Here is a 16,489-nt window from a genome sequence, read left to right on the forward strand (position 1 = left end):
TCCCCGGTCGCCCCCCGGACCGGCTCACCAGCGGCTCTCGACCTGCTCCTTGATCCGCCGGTCGTAGAGGTCCCGGATCGCCGCGAGGGTCTCCTCGGAGAGCTCCGGCAGCCTGGCGGCGGCCGCGTTGGCGCGGGCCTGCTCGGGCGAGCGGGCGCCCGGGATCACCGTGGTCACGCCGGGTTGCTGGACGATCCAGCGCAGGGCGAGCTGGGCCGGGGTGTACTCCTCGGGGGCGAGGGCGGCGAACTCGGCGGCTGCCTCGACGCCGGTGGCGTAGTCCACGCCGGAGAAGGTCTCGCCCTGGTCGAAGGCCTCGCCGTGCCGGTTGTAGGTGCGGTGGTCGTTCTTCGGGAAGACGGTGTCCTTGGTGTACTTGCCGGAGAGGAGACCGGAGGCGAGCGGGACGCGGGCGATGATGCCGACGCCGGCCTCCCGGGCCGCCGGGAGCACCTCGGCCAGGGGCTTCATACGGAACGGGTTGAGGATGATCTGCACGCTGGCCACACCCGGCCGGGCGATCGCGGTGAGGGCCTCCGCGCAGGTCTCGACGCTGACGCCGTAGTGGGCGATGCGCCCCTCCTCGACAAGGGTGTCGAGGGCGTCGAAGACCTCGTCGCGGGAGTACACGGGGGTGGGTGGGCAGTGCAGCTGGACCAGGTCGATGCGGTCGACGCCGAGGTTGCGGCGGGAACGGTCGTTCCAGACGCGGAAGTTGTCGAGGACGTAGTTCTCGGGGATCTGCTCGACCCGGCGGCCCATCTTGGTGGCGACCAGCACGTGCAGGTCGGGCCGGCTGCCGAGGAAGGTGGCGATGGTCTGCTCGCTGCGTCCGTCGCCGTAGACGTCGGCGGTGTCGAAGAAGGTCACCCCCGACTCGGCCGCCGCCTCCAGAACCGTCAGGGCCTCCTTGTCGTCGACGTCTCCCCAGTCGGCGCCCAGCTGCCAGGTGCCGAGACCGACGACGGACGCGTGCTGACCGGACCTACCGAATTCGCGCTCTTCCATGGCGTCAGTCTGTCATCAGCGGTGGCCGGGTGCGGAGCGCACCGCTCCGGCCCGCGACCTGTGAATGGTTCACGCTCCCGGCTCGGTGGAGATCCGGGTCCCCGGGCTGGACGATCCGGCGGAGGCCGGACTCACCGGCGGCCGGGCGCCGTCGCTCTCCGCGCTGCGGCCCGACCCGGAGCGTCCGGAGTGGGACACGGCGGTCTGGCTGGACGTGCTGACCCTGCCGGGGCGCCCGGCACCGAGGCGTTCTACCGGGAGTTGGAGCGGTTCCTGCTGTCCACGTACGACGGGACGCACGCCCTGACCCCGGTGGAGTGGTCGAAGGGCTGGGGGTACACGGACGAGGCCGCCCGGAGCGACGAGGAGGTGCTGGGGACGGTGGTTCCGGAATCGTTCGGCCCGGCGTGGGGCGAGGCCGCGGAGACGCTCGAACGGCTGGATCCGCACCGGGTGTTCCGCGCGCCGCTGCACGAACGGCTGTTTCCCTGAGGCGTCCATCAAGGCGTCAGATGGGCCTGGACCGTCGGGCCGTACCGGTCGACGATGTCCTCGACGGGCGTCGCCCGCAGTTCCTCACCCCGCGCGATGCCGAACATCACGCCGAGGCCGAGGAGGGCGGCGAGGGCGAGTTCCGCGCGTAAGGCCGCGTCGGGACCGGCGAGGCGGGCGGTGAGGCGGGCGGTGACCTGGGCGCGGAAGTTGGCGCGCAGGATGTCGCCGTGGTCGCCGTGCAGGGGTGCGAAGGCGATGCGCAGGACGGGGTCGGCGCCGCGCTCGCGCTGGCTGACCACGACGTGCCGGACCATGTGTCGGCCCAGGTCCTCCAGCGGGGCTGCCAGCAGAGCCTCGGCGTCCTCCTCGAAGGACATCACGCGGGCGAAGAGGGCGTCCTTGTTGCCGAAGTACTTCAGGACCAGGGGCGCGCTGACCCCGGCGCGCTCCGCGACGGCCTTGAGGGTGATGTCGGCGTGGGCGTGGCGGGCGAGCAGGTGACGGGCGGCGCGCAGGATGGCGGCCTTGGTCGCCTCGGCGTCCCGGCGGGCGGGCGCGGCGGACGTGCCTGCGGGGGTGTTCGGGGTGCTCATGCTCCCTCCATCGCCTCGTCGCTGACCGCGCGGGTGCGGCCGCGGGCCCGCCGGGTGCCCTCGGGCTCCGGGTCGCCGGGGATGGTCAGGGCCACCGCGCAGGCCGCCAGGGCGATCGCGCCGGCCATGGCGAAGGCCAGCAGATAGCCGTGCAGGGTCGGCACCGGGACACTGCCGACGAGGCCGGTGTGGTGGACCAGGACGGCGGCGACGGCGGCGCTGGAGACGGCCTGGCCGATGGTGCGCATCAGGACGTTCACGCCGTTCGCGGAGGCGGTCTGACCGGCCGGGACGGCGTGCAGGATCAGCGCGGGCAGGGCGGAGTAGGCGAGGGTGGTGCCGGTGGCCACGACCGCCGCCCCCACCATGATCATCCACAGGTCGCGGCTGTCGGTGATGCGGACGGCGTATCCGCAGGCGATGACGGCGGCGCCGAGGGCCAGCGTGACGCGCGGTCCGCGCGCCGCCGAGATACGGGCGGAGAGCGGCGAGAACAGCAGCATGATGACGCCGCCGGGCAGCAGGCACAGGCCCGTCTGGACGATGGACAGTCCGAGTCCGTAGCCGCTGGCCTCGGGCGCCTGGACCAGCTGGGCGGTCACGAGGGAGTTGGCGTAGAACGCGAAGCCGGTCAGCAGCGCGGCCACATGGGAGAGGCCGACCCGTGGCCGGGACACCAGCCGCAGGTCCACCAGGGGCCGTGCGGCGCGCAGTTGCTGCCACCACCACAGGCCCAGGACGAGCGCGGCGGCGAGGAACAGACCCATGATCCGGGCGCTGCCCCAGCCCCACTGCCCGCCCTCGGAGACGCCGAGCAGCAGGCAGATCATCCCGGCGGCCAGGCCGAGCGCGCCGGTCACGTCGAACCGGCCGGGCTCGCGCACCGGCGACTCCGGCACCGCCCATCGGATCAGGGCGACGCCGGTCGCGCCGAGGGCGGCGGTCACCCAGAACATCGTGTGCCAGTCGGCGTACTGGATGACCATGGCCGCCGCGGGCAGTCCCAGGGCGGCGCCGATGCCGACGGTGGAGCTCATCAGGGCGACCGCGGAGCCCCGGCGCTCGGCGGGCAGTTCGTCGCGCAGGATGCTGATGGACAGCGGGACGACGGAGGAGGCGGCGCCCTGCAGCGCGCGGGCCGTGATCAGCACGCCGATCCGGGAGGTCAGGGCGCAGATCACCGAGCCGGCGGCCATCAGGGCGAAGGAGAGGAGCAGCACCCGCCGTTTGCCGTACATGTCACCGGCGCGGCCGAGGACCGGGGTGAGGACGGCGCCGGAGAGCAGGGACGCGGTCACCATCCAGGAGACGGTGGCGGGCGAGGCGCCCGTCAGGCGGGGCAGATCGGGCAGAAGCGGGACGACGACGGTCTGCATGACCGCCATGAGGATGCCGCAGTAGGCCAGGACCGGGATGGCGAACCGGGCTCGGGGGCCGGAGTCTTCCCTGGTCGGGGCGGGTATCGGAGCGGGCGACGCCATGGGGACTCCTGCGGCCGGCACGGAGACGAAGAAGAGGTGAATGGAAATTCACCGTAGCAGTGAATTTCCATTCACCCAAGCGGGGGCCGTTACTTCCGGGTGGCCAGCGCCCTCGCGTGCGTGCTTCTGGCGATCTTCGGGCCGAGCCAGCGCTTGAACCGGCGCAGTGCCTCCAGCTGTCCGGCCGCCCGGTCGAGCCGGTAGTAGAGCTGGGGCGGGACGTACGGCAGCAGGGGCGAGTGGCGCTGGCCGAGCAGGGCGAACATCTGCTCCGGGGGGAGGTGGATGTAGCGGTTGAGGTTCTCGTACCACTGGGCGCTGTGGCGGGCGGCGCTCTGCGGGGACAGCAGGGCGGACCGGCGTTCGCGCTCGTAGCGGGCGAGGGCCCGCGGGATGTTGTCACTCTCCCCCAGCGCGTCGGCCAGTGCGATGGCGTCCTCCAGGGCGAGGGTGGTGCCGGCGCCGATGGAGTAGTGGGTGGTGTGGGCGGCGTCGCCGAGGAGGACGAGGCGGTCGTGGTGCCAGCCGCGGTTGGTGAGGGTGCGGAAGGTCAGCCACTGGGAGCCGCCGTCGGCGGCGGCCCTGCCGATCAGCGGGTGGCCGTCGAGGATGTGCGCGAAGAGCTTCTCCAGCCGAGCCAGTGCGTCGGCCTCACTCCCCCCGTCGAGGCCGAGTCCGGCGCAGGTCTCCGGGGCGCACTCGATGACGCAGGTGCTCCGCTCGGCACTGAAGGGATAGCCGTAGCACCAGATCCAGCCGTGCTCGGTCTCCACGAAGGCGAAGGTGAAGGAGTCGAAGACCTTGGTGGTGCCGAGCCAGACGTAGGAGTTGCGCCCGGGTTCCAGCTCGGCGCCGAAGCGGTCGGCGTGGTGGGTGCGCAGGGCGCTGTGGACGCCGTCGGCCGCGACGATCAGGTCGGCGTCCGGCGGGTCCTCCGCGGTGATCTCGTGGTCGAACTCCAGGCGTACGCCGAGTGCGCGGGCGCGGGCGGCGAGGATCTCCAGGAGCTTGTGACGGCCGATGCCGTGACCCTCGTCGCCGGGCTGCCGGGTCGAGACGCCCCGGACGTGGGCGACGCCCTGGCTCCAGACGACGGAGTGCTCCTCGATGGCGAGCGCCGACTCGGGATCGCGGGTCCGGAGCTTGTCGAGGAGTCCCTGCCAGTAGGTGACGCCCCAGCCGTAGGTCGAGCCCTCCGGGTTGCGCTCGTAGACGGTGACGTCGTGGGACGGGTCCTGCCGCTTGAGCAGGATCGAGAGATACAGGCCGGCGGGCCCGCCGCCGACACAGGCGACCTTCACGCACACCCCTTGGAATGACCGGTCGTAATGGATTGACGACGCAAGGTAGCAGTCCGCGCGACCCCCTCACGCCCACCGCATCCGCCGGATTGCGCCACTTTCTCCACGTGAGCCACACCACAGGGGTGACACCCCCGCACGAAAGATCACCGGAAGGGGCGGTTCCATGGAAAGGAATTGCCCCTTCCGTCCCGCCCCGGATCCCGACGACAGCAAGATCATCTTGGTTCAACATTGCACGACATGTGATTGATTGTCCGGATCAGGGCCAACGGGTCGCGCAGGATTTCTCCCGCTCTCGGAGCGCTCGATAGGCATGCGGGGTCGTCAACCCAACGCACCCCAGGAGGTCCCGCATGCCGGAACTCAGCCGTCGTGGCGCGCTCACCGCCGCGGCCGTCGTCACGGGAGCCCAACTGGTCGGCGCCCCCGCCGCCCGGGCGGCCGATCACCACCACGACTCCCCCGCACCCTTCGACGAGGTCTACAAGGGCCGCCGGATACAGGGCCGGCCCGCCTCCCCGGGCGGCCATCACCACGGCGGCAACTACGCCGTGTACGTGGACGGTGTCGCACTGCATGTGATGCGCAACGCCGACGGCAGCTGGATCAGCGTGGTCAGCCACTACGACCCGGTGCCCACCCCGCGCGCCGCCGCCCGTGCCGCGGTCGACGAGCTGCAGGGCGCCGAACTCCTCCCCTTCCCCGCCAACTGACCACCGCACCGGCGCACCGGCGCACTTGGAGCACCAGCACATGACCGTCCGCAAGAACCAGGCCTCCCTCACCGCCGAGGAGAAGCGGCGTTTCGTCGCCGCCGTCCTCGAACTCAAGCACGACGGCCGGTACGACGCCTTCGTCACCACGCACAACGCGTTCATCGTCGGCGACACCGACAACGGGGAGCGCACGGGCCACCGTTCGCCGTCCTTCCTGCCCTGGCACCGCAGATTCCTGCTGGAGTTCGAGCGGGCGCTGCAGTCGGTGGACGCCTCGGTGACGCTGCCGTACTGGGACTGGTCCACCGACCGTTCGCCGCGTGCCTCGCTGTGGGCGCCTGACTTCCTCGGCGGCACCGGGCGCAGCCGGGACGGCCAGGTGATGGACGGGCCCTTCGCCGGGCCGGCCGGGAACTGGCCGATCACCGTACGGGTGGACGGCCGCACCTACCTGCGGCGGGCCCTGGGCACGAGCGTCCGCGATTTGCCCACCCGGGCCTAGGTCTCCTCCGTGCTGGCGATGGCGGCCTACGACATGGCGCCCTGGAACAGCGCCTCCGACGGCTTCCGCAACCATCTGGAGGGGTGGCGCGGGGTCAATCTGCACAACCGGGTCCATGTCTGGGTCGGCGGGCAGATGGCGACCGGGGTCTCCCCCAACGATCCGGTGTTCTGGCTGCACCATGCCTACGTCGACAAGCTGTGGGCCGAATGGCAGCGCCGGCACCCGGGGTCCCGGTACCTCCCGGCGGCCGGGACGCCGGACGTCGTCGACCTGAACGAGACCATGAAGCCCTGGAACGACACGACCCCGGCGGCCCTGCTCGATCACACCGCGCACTACACCTTCGACACCGACTGACCGGCGCGCGGTTCGCCGCGCAGGTCAGGGGTACCCGAGCGGCGTACCCGAAGAGAGCGAAGGAGGAGACGACCGTGACGAAGGTCGAGGAATCCATCGAGGTCGGCGTCCCCGTGCACACGGCCTACAACCAGTGGACGCAGTTCGAGTCGTTCCCCGAGTTCATGAGCGGAGTGGAGCGCATCGAGCAGCGCACCGACACGCTCACGCACTGGGTCACGGACGTGAGCGGCGTGCACCGCGAGTTCGACGCGGAGATCACCGAACAGATCCCGGACGAGCGGGTCGCATGGACGACGGTGTCCGGGGAGACCCGGCAGGCCGGCGTGGTGACCTTCCACCGTCTCGACGACGAGCACACCAAGGTGATGCTCCAGCTGGACTTCGAGCCGAAGGGCATCGCCGAGACCGTCGGCGACAAGCTGGGCTTCGTGAAGCGGCAGACCAAGGGAGATCTCAAGCGCTTCAAGGAGTTCATCGAGGAGCGCGGTCACGAGACCGGAGGCTGGCGCGGCGCGGTCACCTGACCGGCGCCCACCACGGTCACCCGGCGGCCGCCGTACGGCACTCCGGGTGACCCCAGCCCTGATCGTTCTTCGCGATCGGCTCCCCGGCCGCGTACGTCCGCCCGCACACGCAGCGGCCGGGGAACTTGGCCTTGATCGTGCGGGACGACGAATCGCCGCTCCGGCGGGGCGACTTCCCCCCGCCGGAGCGCGCGGATTTCGGGGCCGGCCTCGGCTTCGGCGTGTCCGGCGAGGGCGGCGGCTCCGGGGAGCCCTGCTCGCTGCCCGCCGACCGCTGGATGCTCGCCGCCTGACTGGCGGCGCGGTCGGCGAAGTCGTTGAGCGGGTCGCCGTCGGCCTGGTGGGCGGGCACGTACCGGAAGTCGACCGAGCGTCCGTCGAGCAGTTCGTCGATCCGGACGACCAGCTCCTGGTTGGCGACCGGCTTGCCCGCAGCCGTCTTCCACCCGTTGCGCTTCCAGCCGGGCAGCCAGGTGGTGACGGCCTTCATGGCGTACTGCGAGTCCATCCGGACCTCGAGCGGTACGGCCGGGTCGGTCGAGGCCAACAGGCGTTCGAGCGCGGTGAGTTCGGCGACGTTGTTGGTGGCTCTGCCGAGCGGCCCCGCCTCCCAGCGGGCCGGGTTCTCGGAGTCGTCGGCCACCACCCAGGCCCAGCCCGCCGGCCCCGGGTTTCCCTTCGAAGCGCCGTCGCAGGCGGCCACCACACGTTCACGCATGGACAGGATCATGCCATGGCCCGGTGGAGGCCGGGTCAGACCGGCCTGGTCTCGGGGAGCTCACCCTGCGTGTCGGTGATGTCGATCACCGAGAAGCTCGCGCCCTGCGGGTCACTGAGGGCCGCGAACCGGCCGTAGGGGCTGTCCGTCGGTCCGAAGCGCAGGACACCGCCCAGCTTGGTGGCCTTGGCGACGGCGTCGTCGACGTCGGAGACGACGAAGTACACGTTGACGTAGGAGGGCACCTCGGGCGGGAACTCCTCCGTCATCTTCATCCGGCCGAGGACGGTGGTGTCACCGACGTTGAACATGCGGTAGTCGACCGCGTCGTCCTCCATCTGCCGGGCCGTGTAGGGGAAGACGGCCCTGAAGAACCGGTCCGCCCTCTCCGGCTCGCGGGTGAAGACCTCCGCCCAGCCGTAGGCGCCCGGGGCGGCCTGTGCCTCGAAGCCCTCATGGGTCCCCGCCTGCCAGACGCCGAACACGGCGCCGCTGGGCTCACGCGCCAGGCACATCGTGCCGAACTCACCGACCCGCATCGGCTCCATCAGTACCTCACCGCCCGCCGCGCGGATCTTCGCCGCGGTCGCGGCGGCGTCCGGGGAGGCGAAGTACAGGCACCACTGGGACTGGCCCTCCTGCCCAGGCATCGGCGGGACGACGGCGGCCACCGCCTTGCCGTCGACGTAGGCCTGTGTGTAGTTGCCGTACTCCGACTGCGCCTCGCCGAAGGTCCAGCCGAGGACGTCGCCGTAGAAGTTCTTGGCGCTCTCGACGTCGCTGAACATCGCGTCGGCCCAACACGGGGTTCCCTCTGGTTGCACGGCCATGACGGCGGCCCTTCCGATGAGATGACTTGAGATGACCTGAGATGACTTTGTCCGGTTCCTCACGGTAGCCACCCGCCCGCCGGCTCGCGCGCCGAACGCACCCGTCCGCCACAGACTGGAGGGGACGGATTCCGGCGGGACGGGGCAGGCCATGGCGGACGGGACGATGGACGCGTGGGCGGTGACCGAGCCGGGCCCCCTCACCGGAGAGCCCCTTCAGCCGGTCCGCAGGCCGGTGCCGGTGCCCGGCGCCGACGAGCTGCTGGTGAGGGTGCGCGCCTGCGGGGTGTGCCGGACCGATCTGCACGTCACCGAGGGTGATCTGCCGGTGCGCCGACCCGGTGTCACTCCCGGACACGAGGTGGTCGGGGTGGTGGCGGGGCTGGGCGAGGCGGTGCACGGCTTCGCGCCCGGCGACCGGGTAGGCGTGGCCTGGCTGCGGCGCACCTGCGGGGTGTGCGCGTACTGCGCGCGGGGCGCCGAGAACCTGTGCCCCCGGTCGCAGTACACCGGCTGGGACACGGACGGCGGCTACGCCGCGTACACGACCGTACCGGCCGCGTTCGCGCACCCCCTCCCGGGCGGCCTGGACGACGTGGCGCTCGCGCCGCTGCTGTGCGCGGGCATCATCGGCTACCGCGCGCTCCGGCGCGCCGCGCTGCCGCCGGGTGGGCGGCTCGGGCTGTACGGCTTCGGCGGCAGCGCCCATCTGTGCGCGCAGGTGGCGCTGGCCGAGGGCGCCCGGGTGCATGTCGTGACGCGGGGGGCGGCGGCGCGGCGGCTGGCCCTGGAACTGGGGGCGGCCTCCGCCCGGGAGCTGTCCGAGGCGCCGCCGGAGCCGCTGGACAGCGCGATCCTGTTCGCGCCGGTGGGCGACCTGGTCCCGGTCGCGCTGCGGGCCCTGGACCGGGGCGGGGTGCTGGCCATCGCCGGGATCCACCTCAGCGACATACCGCCCCTGCACTACGAGCGCGAGCTGTTCTACGAGCGGGAGGTGCGCAGCGTCACTTCCAACACCCGCGCCGACGCACGGGAGTTCCTGACGCTGGCGGCCCGACACGGCATCCGGGCGACCACCCACGCCTATCCCCTCTCCCGGGCGCCGCAGGCGCTGCGGGACCTGGAGGCCGGGCGCTTCGACGGGGCCGCCGTGCTGGTGAACGACCCGTCGTGAGGCACGGCGATCAACGGCGCGCGGGCGCACACGAGAGACACGGGTGCACACATGATGCGCCTTCTGCCCCATACGGCAGGTTTGCACATCGACAGTATGAAACCGCCCCCTTTCGCGCCTTACCCGTCCATCACGCAGAGTGTTTGGCTGGTGCCCGCGGATCACCGAACCGATCTCCCTGGAGGGAATGTGTCCACACCGGACGGCGCCACCGGTCCCGCCCTCGACGAACCCGCTCCCGAGCCCTCCGCCGACGGGCAGCTCACCAGTCTCAGCACCCGGGCGGCCCGCCAGCTCGCCACGACCCACAAGTCCGAGCCCCAGATGCAGGCGATCAGCTCGCGCTGGCTGCTGCGCATACTGCCGTGGGTGGACGTCAAGGGCGGCACGTACCGCGTCAACCGGCGTCTGCAGCTGAAGGTCGGCCGGGGCCGCGTGCAGTTCGAGCAGAACGGCGCGGACGACGTCCGGGTGATCCCCGAGACCCTGACCGAGCTGCCCGTGCTGCGGGGTTACTCCGACGGCACCACTCTCAGGGAGATCTCCACCCGTTTCCGGACGCGGGAGGTCCGGGCCGGCCAGGTCGTCTTCGAGGCCGGGCAGCCGGTGACGGAGGCCTACCTCGTCGTGCACGGCCGCTTCACCCGGTACACCGCCGGCAAGTACGGCGAGGAGGAGATCGTCGGGGTCGTCTCCGGCGGCGACCAGCTGGGCGACGAGGCGGTCGGGCAGGACGATCCCCTGTGGCTCAGCTCGGTGCGTGCGGAGACCTCGGGCGTGCTGCTGGCGCTGCCCTGGGACGTGCTGCGGGAGTTCGTCGGCCGGGTGCCCTCCCTCGCGGCGCATCTGGAGGCGTACGCGGCGCGGCAGAGGCTGCCGATGAACCGCAAGGGCGAGGCCGTGCTGCCGATCCAGGCCGGCCATGTGGGCGAGCCGACGCTGTCGACCGGCTTCGTCGACTACGAACTCTCCCCGCGCGAGTACGAGTTGTCGCTGACGCAGACCGTGCTGAAGGTGCACACCCGCGTCGCCGACCTCTACAACCACCCGATGGACCAGACCCAGCAGCAACTCCGGCTCACCGTCGAGGAGATCCGGGAGCGCCAGGAGTGGGAGCTGGTGAACAACCGGGAGTTCGGGCTGCTGCACAACATCGACTACGGGCAGCGCGTCTCCACCTTCACCGGTCCGCCGACGCCGGACGACATGGACGAGCTGCTGTCGATGCGGCGCAAGACCAAGCTGTTCCTCGCCCACCCCAAGGCGATCGCGGCCTTCTTCCGGCAGTGCAACCGGCGCGGTCTGGTGCCGGGCACGGCCACCGTCGAGGGACACGAGATCCCGGCCTGGCGCGGGGTGCCGATCTTCCCGTGCAACAAGATCCCGATCAGTGACGAGCACACCAGCAGCATCATCGCGCTGCGCACCGGTGAGGCGGACCAGGGTGCCGTCGGCCTGTACCAGACGGGCATCCCCGAGGAGTTCCAGCCGGGCCTGAACGTACGGTTCATGGGGATCGACACCAACTCGATCATCCGCTACCTCGTCACCGCCTACTACTCGATGGCGCTGCTCGTGCCCGACGCGGCCGGGGTCCTGGAGAACGTCCAGATCGGCCGGACGGCCGAGTGACGGTGGGGAGTTCGCGATGAGCACGCCCCCGAGCACGGGGTACGCCCTGCCCGGTCCGCCGAGCCTCGCCGCCGGAGCGCGGACGCGGCGGGGCGGGGCGATCCCCGGGCTGCGCCACCGGGAGGTCGCCCCCGCCGATCCGGGGAGGGCCGCCGAGATCGACCGCCGCCTCGAGGAGTGGGCCCGCCGCCTCGACTTGTTCCCGGCGGCCTGGGACGGGGACTTCGCGGGGTTCCAGTTCGGCCGTGCGGTGGTGCTCCAGCACCCGAACGCGGCCGATCCGGAGCGCCTCACGGTGGCCGGCAAGCTGCTGCTGGCGGAGAACATCGTCGACAACTGCTACTGCGAGGAGGACGAGGACAAGGGCGGCTCGCGCAGCGGGCTGGGCGGCCGGCTGGTCATCGCCCAGTCGGCGCTCGACCCCTACCACGGCCCGCCCGGCCTGCAGGAGGAGTGGGCGCGCGGGGTGCAGGCGGACGGTCCGTTGCGCTCGTACCACTGGGCCCTCAAGGACTACGCGGCCCTCGCCACGCCCAGCCAGACCGACCGGTTCCTGCACGACGTCGCGCGGCTGCACCTGGGCTACCTCGGCGAGGCGGCCTGGGGCGAGACACGGTACATGCCGCGAATCTGGGAGTACCTGGTGATGCGGCAGTTCAACAACTTCCGGCCGTGTCTGTCGATCGTCGACGCGATCGACGGCTACGAACTGCCCGAGCAGTTCTACGCCCGCCCGGAGATCCAGCGGGTCACGGCGCTCGCCTGCAACGCCACCACGATCGTCAACGATCTGTACTCCTTCACCAAGGAGCTGGCGGCCGACCCCACCCACCTCAATCTGCCGCAGGTCGTGGCCGCCAACGACCGGCGCGGGCTGAAGGCCGCCTATCTGAGGTCGGTCGAGATCCACAACCAGATCATGGACGCGTTCGAGGAGGAGTCGGCCGTGCTCGCGGCGGCCTCACCGCTCGTCGAGCGCTATCTCCGGGGCCTGTCGGACTGGGTGGCCGGCAACCACGAGTGGCACGCCACCAACACCCACCGCTACCACCTTCCCCACTACTGGTGAACAGCCGTCTCTCGACAGGACGCCACGTACAGCACCACAAGGAGTCACCGTTGACCATGACCCCCGACACCCTCGCCGCGACCGTCGCGCTGCCCACCCAGTCCCTCTACCAGAACCGCGTCGCGGAGTACTGGAACGCCGAGGAGAACCCGGTCAACCTCGAACTCGGCCGGCTCGACGACCTCTACCACCATCACTACGGCGTCGGTGACGCCGACTGGTCCGTGCTGGACGAACCCGACCCCGAGTTGCGCAAGGAGCGCGTCACCGCAGAACTGCACCGGCTGGAGCACGCCCAGGCCGAACTCCTCGCCGCCCGGCTCGGCCCGCTCACCCCGTCCGACCGCGTCTTCGACGCCGGCTGCGGGCGCGGCGGCGGCAGCGTGACGACCCATCTGCGCTACGGCTGCCGCGCGGACGGCGTGACGATCTCGGCCAAGCAGGCCGAGTTCGCCAACGAACAGGTCCGCAGACGGGGTATCGACGACAAGGTGCGGTTCCACCATCGCAACATGCTCGACACCGGCCTGGAGACCGGTGCCTACGCGGCCTCCTGGAACAACGAGTCGACCATGTACGTCGAGCTGGACCTGCTGTTCGCCGAGCACGCGCGGCTGCTGCGCCGCGGCGGACGGTATGTCGTGATCACCGGTTGCTACAACGACACGTACGGGCGGGCCTCGCGGGAGGTGTCGCTCATCAACGCCCACTACATCTGCGACATCCACCCGCGTTCGGCCTACTTCCGGGCGCTGGCCCGCAACCGGCTGGTGCCGGTCCATGTGGAGGACCTCACCGAGGTGGCCATCCCTTACTGGGAGCTGCGCCGGCAGGCCGACCATCTGGTCACCGGCATCGAGGAAACCTTCCTCGCGGCCTACGGGAACGGCAGTTTCCAGTATCTGCTGATCGCGGCCGACCGGGTCTGAGGTACCGCGCGGTCTCCGCCTCCGGACGCACCGGAGGCGGAAGCCGCCGCAGGAGCGGGGTGACGGCTATTTCGTTGGACGGCAAGGGCGTTGCTCCCTTGGAATGAGCCCCATGTGTGCCGCGAAGATGCGTTCGGACGAGATCGACCTCGACACCGCGCTGGTCGGTCGGCTGATCGCCGCCCGGTTCCCGCGGTGGGCGGGGCTGCCCGTGGAGCGGCTGGCGTCCTCCGGAACCGAGAACGCCATGTTCCGGCTGGGCACGGACAAGGTGGTACGACTGCCCCGGTATCCCGGCGCCGTGGAGAGCGTGGCGCACGAGCAGCGGTGGCTGACCCGGCTGGGCCCGAGCCTGCGGGTCGCCGCGCCGGTGCCGCTGGCCGAGGGCGGGCCGGGCGAGGGGTTCCCGTGGCCGTGGTCCGTCTACCGCTGGCTGGACGGCCGGAATCCGGTCGCGGGGGCCGTCGAGAAGCCGGAGTCGCTGGCCGCGGACCTGGGGGCGTTCGTGGCCGGGCTGCGCGCGGTCGACACGCGGGGCGGGCCGCCGAACCACCGGGGGGTGCCGCTGCGCGAACGGGACGTGTCCACCCGGGACGCCATCGCCCGGCTGGAGGGCCGGATCGACACCGGCACGGTCACCGCCCTGTGGGAGGAGGCGCTGCGGGTGCCGGGGCGGACGGCACCGCCGGTGTGGGCGCACGGTGATCTCTCGCCGGGGAACGTGCTGGTCGTGGACGGACGGCTGACCGCGGTGATCGACTTCGGCAGTGTGGGCGTGGGTGATCCGGCCGTCGATCTGATCGTGGCCTGGAACCTGCTGCCCGCGCCGGCGCGCGGCACGTTCCGGGAGGCGGTCGGGGCGGACGACGACGAGTGGGCGCGCGGCCGGGGCTGGGCGCTGTCGATCTCGCTGATCCAGCTGCCGTACTACTGGGAGACCAACCCGCCGCTGGCGGAGAACTCCCGGCATGTGATCAAGGAGATCCTGGCCGAGGCCGGCTAGCGCGCTCTCGTCACCGGGCTCCTACGCGCCGTCGTAGGCCTTCTGCAGAGCGGCGATGTCGAGCTTGCCCATGGAGAGCATGGCCTTCATCGCCCGGGCGGCCTTCTCCTGGTCCGGATCGGTGATCATGGGAACGAGCACGCTGGGGACGACCTGCCAGGACACGCCGTACTTGTCCTTGAGCCAGCCGCAGGGGCCGGGCTCGCCGCCGCCCTCGAGGAGCTTGTTCCAGTAGTAGTCGACCTCCTCCTGGTCGGCGCAGTCGATCTGGAAGGAGATCGCCTCGGAGAACGTGAACTCCGGGCCGCCGTTCAGCGCGACGAACTTCTGGCCGTTGGCCGTGAACTCCACGGTGACCACGGATCCGGCGGGGCCCGGTCCGGCCTCCGTGTAGCGGGCGACGCGCCCGACGCTGGAGTTCTTGAAGATCGACACGTAGTGGTGGGCGGCTTCCTCCGCCTTGCCGTCGAACCAGAGACACGTGGTGAATCCGTCGGTGGTCATGAGTACCTCCTGGGCGGGGAAACGCGGTCTTCAGTGTCGACCGGTGCGCGCGGCGGAACTCATCGGTGCGGCCGGTGATCAATCCCGTTGGCCGCGCCACGCACCCCGCTGGGGCCGCGGCAGGCGACGTCTGCCCGTCAAGGAGCGGCGTCCGGTGCGGGCACCGCACCGGACTTTCGAAACGCCCCCTAGCTGTTGCGGGCCATGACGTTGTTTACAGGTCTCGCTGGCAACGCCCTCGGTGTGAGGCAACGGCGGTCCCCGTTACCGGATGTCGTGGTCGGGGTGGGTCTGGTCGTACTGGTGCCGTGCCTCAGCAATGACGGCCCGATGGGTGAGAGACCAGTCGGCAAGTGCTTTGACCAGATGAGTCAGGCTGGCCCCGGTCTCAGTCAGGCGGTAGTCGACCTGGGCCGGGACGGTCGGGTACACGGTGCGGAGGACGAGTCCGTCGCGTTCCAGCCTGCGCACGGTGAGGGTGAGCATGCGCTGAGAGATGCCGTCGATGGCGCGTTGCAGTTCCCGGAAGCGGCGCGGCCCGCTGGCTAGTTCGACGATCACGAGTACCGACCACTTGTCGCCGATGCGGTCCAGGACATCGCGGATCCCGCAGTCCGGGTGATCTTCGTGGCCGCAGGGATCGAGGTCCGCGGGTGCGGCGGTTACCTCAGTGTGCGCGGGTGACATCGAACTGCCTCCTTGTGGCCGGTGCGTGGGCGGATCAGGATCAAGCCTAGTTACCGAAGAGAACCACAACGGAAGACTATGACCGACATGATCTTGGTGACCGGAGCGAACGGGAACCTCGGCTCGGCCACTCTGGCGGCGCTGCATGCCCGCGGTGCGATCGCGACAGGCGGCAGCCGCACCCCGAGTGACGGGATGCGACGGCTCGATTTCGACGACCCCTCCGGCATTGACCTTGCCGGTGTATCGACCCTGGTGCTGATCTCCGCCGGCTATGCCGAGGACGACCAGGTCATCAGGCGGCATGCGGCCGTCTTGGACGCTGCCTCCCGAGACGGCGTCCGCCATGTCATCTACACGAGCCTGACCGGTGCCGGCGACCACCTCGGCTTCGCACTGGCGCACCGTGCGACCGAACGGCTCGTGCGCGCTTGCGGCCTGCCGTGGACGATCCTCCGCAACGGTCTGTATGCCGAACTCTTCGGCGGTCTGCTGATGTGGGCCGACGACCGGGTGGAGTCCGCATTCGGCGACGGCGCCCTGGCCGCGGTCGCCCGTGCGGACCTTGCCGAAGCCGCGGCGATCATCGCAGCAGATCCGGCACAACACAGCGGGCACACCTACGATCTGACCGGCGCGCCAATCAGGGCAGCGGACGTAGCCGACCGGCTCGGAGTCCCGCACCTGACCATCGGCCTGGGCGAGTACCGGCGCAGGCTCCTCAACGAGATGCCGGATTTGCTGCCGTTCCAGCCGCCCATGCTCGCCTCGATTGCGACCGGCATCCGGCACGGTTTCCTGGACGGCACCAGCCCCGACCTCACTGACATCCTCGGCCGCCCAGTCAGCGACCCACTGGCTACGGCTGTCGCTGCCGCCTCTGCCACGAGACCGGGGCGCCGCCAGGTAACGGCGGGCAGCGCGCGGCCGGCAACGACATGAGTGCTTCCACGACTA

16 protein-coding genes and 2 pseudogenes are annotated in these 16,489 nt (G+C 71.0%); 10 read left to right on the forward strand and 8 right to left on the reverse strand.

The window, feature by feature from the left end; all coding sequences use genetic code 11:
- Nucleotides 1-24: 24 nt before the first annotated feature.
- A complete protein-coding gene (locus tag ACIBVL_RS05765; RefSeq protein WP_399092386.1) occupies nt 25-1,008 on the reverse strand; it encodes an aldo/keto reductase in 984 nt (327 codons plus the stop codon).
- A 79-nt stretch (nt 1,009-1,087) separates the two neighbouring features.
- Between ACIBVL_RS05765 and ACIBVL_RS05770 the strand changes: the two are divergent.
- Nucleotides 1,088-1,500, forward strand: a pseudogene (locus ACIBVL_RS05770) (cholesterol oxidase substrate-binding domain-containing protein); the annotation flags it as partial.
- A gap of 8 nt (nt 1,501-1,508) precedes the next feature.
- On the opposite strand, the gene ACIBVL_RS05775 reads toward ACIBVL_RS05770, so the two are convergent.
- The 3 genes from ACIBVL_RS05775 to ACIBVL_RS05785 all read right to left on the reverse strand — a co-directional run bounded on the left by ACIBVL_RS05775 (nt 1,509) and on the right by ACIBVL_RS05785 (nt 4,884).
- A complete protein-coding gene (locus tag ACIBVL_RS05775; RefSeq protein ID WP_399092389.1) occupies nt 1,509-2,096 on the reverse strand; it encodes a TetR/AcrR family transcriptional regulator in 588 nt (195 codons plus the stop codon).
- Entirely contained in the window at nt 2,093-3,577 is a 1,485-nt protein-coding gene (locus ACIBVL_RS05780) for an MFS transporter (protein ID WP_399092392.1), read from the reverse strand. Before ACIBVL_RS05780 ends, ACIBVL_RS05775 begins: the two co-directional genes overlap by 4 nt.
- 89 nt (nt 3,578-3,666) lie before the next feature.
- A complete protein-coding gene (locus ACIBVL_RS05785; protein WP_399092395.1) occupies nt 3,667-4,884 on the reverse strand; it encodes an FAD-dependent monooxygenase in 1,218 nt (405 codons plus the stop codon).
- A gap of 350 nt (nt 4,885-5,234) precedes the next feature.
- Here ACIBVL_RS05785 and ACIBVL_RS05790 point away from each other — a divergent pair, with 350 nt between their 5' ends.
- From ACIBVL_RS05790 to ACIBVL_RS05800, 3 genes and pseudogenes are all read left to right on the forward strand, one after another.
- Nucleotides 5,235-5,594, forward strand: a complete 360-nt coding sequence (locus tag ACIBVL_RS05790; RefSeq protein ID WP_399092398.1) for a tyrosinase cofactor — start codon at nt 5,235-5,237, stop codon at nt 5,592-5,594.
- A gap of 40 nt (nt 5,595-5,634) precedes the next feature.
- A pseudogene (locus ACIBVL_RS05795) lies at nt 5,635-6,459 on the forward strand (tyrosinase family protein).
- 74 nt (nt 6,460-6,533) lie between these two features.
- Nucleotides 6,534-6,986, forward strand: a complete 453-nt coding sequence (locus ACIBVL_RS05800; RefSeq protein WP_399092401.1) for an SRPBCC family protein — start codon at nt 6,534-6,536, stop codon at nt 6,984-6,986.
- A gap of 16 nt (nt 6,987-7,002) precedes the next feature.
- Here ACIBVL_RS05800 and ACIBVL_RS05805 read toward each other — a convergent pair whose 3' ends face one another.
- On the reverse strand, nt 7,003-7,716 hold the full coding sequence (locus tag ACIBVL_RS05805; RefSeq protein ID WP_399092404.1) for a ribonuclease H: 714 nt from the start codon (nt 7,714-7,716) through the stop codon (nt 7,003-7,005).
- Nucleotides 7,717-7,739: 23 nt separating this feature from the next.
- A complete protein-coding gene (locus ACIBVL_RS05810; RefSeq protein ID WP_399092407.1) occupies nt 7,740-8,534 on the reverse strand; it encodes a VOC family protein in 795 nt (264 codons plus the stop codon).
- 166 nt (nt 8,535-8,700) lie between these two features.
- On the opposite strand from ACIBVL_RS05810, the gene ACIBVL_RS05815 reads away from it, so the two are divergent.
- From ACIBVL_RS05815 to ACIBVL_RS05835, 5 genes are all read left to right on the forward strand, one after another.
- The gene (locus ACIBVL_RS05815) at nt 8,701-9,708 is read left to right on the forward strand and encodes a zinc-binding alcohol dehydrogenase family protein (protein WP_399094761.1); all 1,008 of its coding nucleotides are present in this window, start codon (nt 8,701-8,703) and stop codon (nt 9,706-9,708) included.
- 189 nt (nt 9,709-9,897) lie between these two features.
- Nucleotides 9,898-11,340 carry a family 2B encapsulin nanocompartment shell protein gene (locus ACIBVL_RS05820; protein WP_399092410.1) on the forward strand — a complete coding sequence of 481 codons (1,443 nt, stop codon included), beginning with the start codon at nt 9,898-9,900 and terminating at the stop codon, nt 11,338-11,340.
- 16 nt (nt 11,341-11,356) lie between these two features.
- Nucleotides 11,357-12,409, forward strand: coding sequence for a family 2 encapsulin nanocompartment cargo protein terpene cyclase (locus ACIBVL_RS05825; RefSeq protein ID WP_399092413.1), 1,053 nt, complete (start codon nt 11,357-11,359; stop codon nt 12,407-12,409).
- Nucleotides 12,410-12,465: 56 nt separating this feature from the next.
- Nucleotides 12,466-13,338, forward strand: coding sequence for a geranyl diphosphate 2-C-methyltransferase (locus ACIBVL_RS05830; protein WP_399092416.1), 873 nt, complete (start codon nt 12,466-12,468; stop codon nt 13,336-13,338).
- A gap of 112 nt (nt 13,339-13,450) precedes the next feature.
- Entirely contained in the window at nt 13,451-14,341 is an 891-nt protein-coding gene (locus ACIBVL_RS05835; protein ID WP_399092419.1) for an aminoglycoside phosphotransferase family protein, read from the forward strand.
- Nucleotides 14,342-14,362: 21 nt separating this feature from the next.
- Here the strand turns inward: ACIBVL_RS05835 and ACIBVL_RS05840 are convergent, their stop codons facing one another.
- Both ACIBVL_RS05840 and ACIBVL_RS05845 read right to left on the reverse strand, forming a co-directional pair.
- Nucleotides 14,363-14,845, reverse strand: coding sequence for a VOC family protein (locus tag ACIBVL_RS05840; protein ID WP_399092422.1), 483 nt, complete (start codon nt 14,843-14,845; stop codon nt 14,363-14,365).
- A gap of 264 nt (nt 14,846-15,109) precedes the next feature.
- A complete protein-coding gene (locus tag ACIBVL_RS05845) occupies nt 15,110-15,532 on the reverse strand; it encodes a winged helix-turn-helix transcriptional regulator (protein WP_399092425.1) in 423 nt (140 codons plus the stop codon).
- An 87-nt stretch (nt 15,533-15,619) separates the two neighbouring features.
- Here ACIBVL_RS05845 and ACIBVL_RS05850 point away from each other — a divergent pair, with 87 nt between their 5' ends.
- Nucleotides 15,620-16,474 carry an NAD(P)H-binding protein gene (locus tag ACIBVL_RS05850; RefSeq protein WP_399094764.1) on the forward strand — a complete coding sequence of 285 codons (855 nt, stop codon included), beginning with the start codon at nt 15,620-15,622 and terminating at the stop codon, nt 16,472-16,474.
- Nucleotides 16,475-16,489 lie beyond the last annotated feature (15 nt).

Source organism: Streptomyces sp. NPDC049687 (genome assembly GCF_044465285.1).
Taxonomy (GTDB): domain Bacteria; phylum Actinomycetota; class Actinomycetes; order Streptomycetales; family Streptomycetaceae; genus Streptomyces.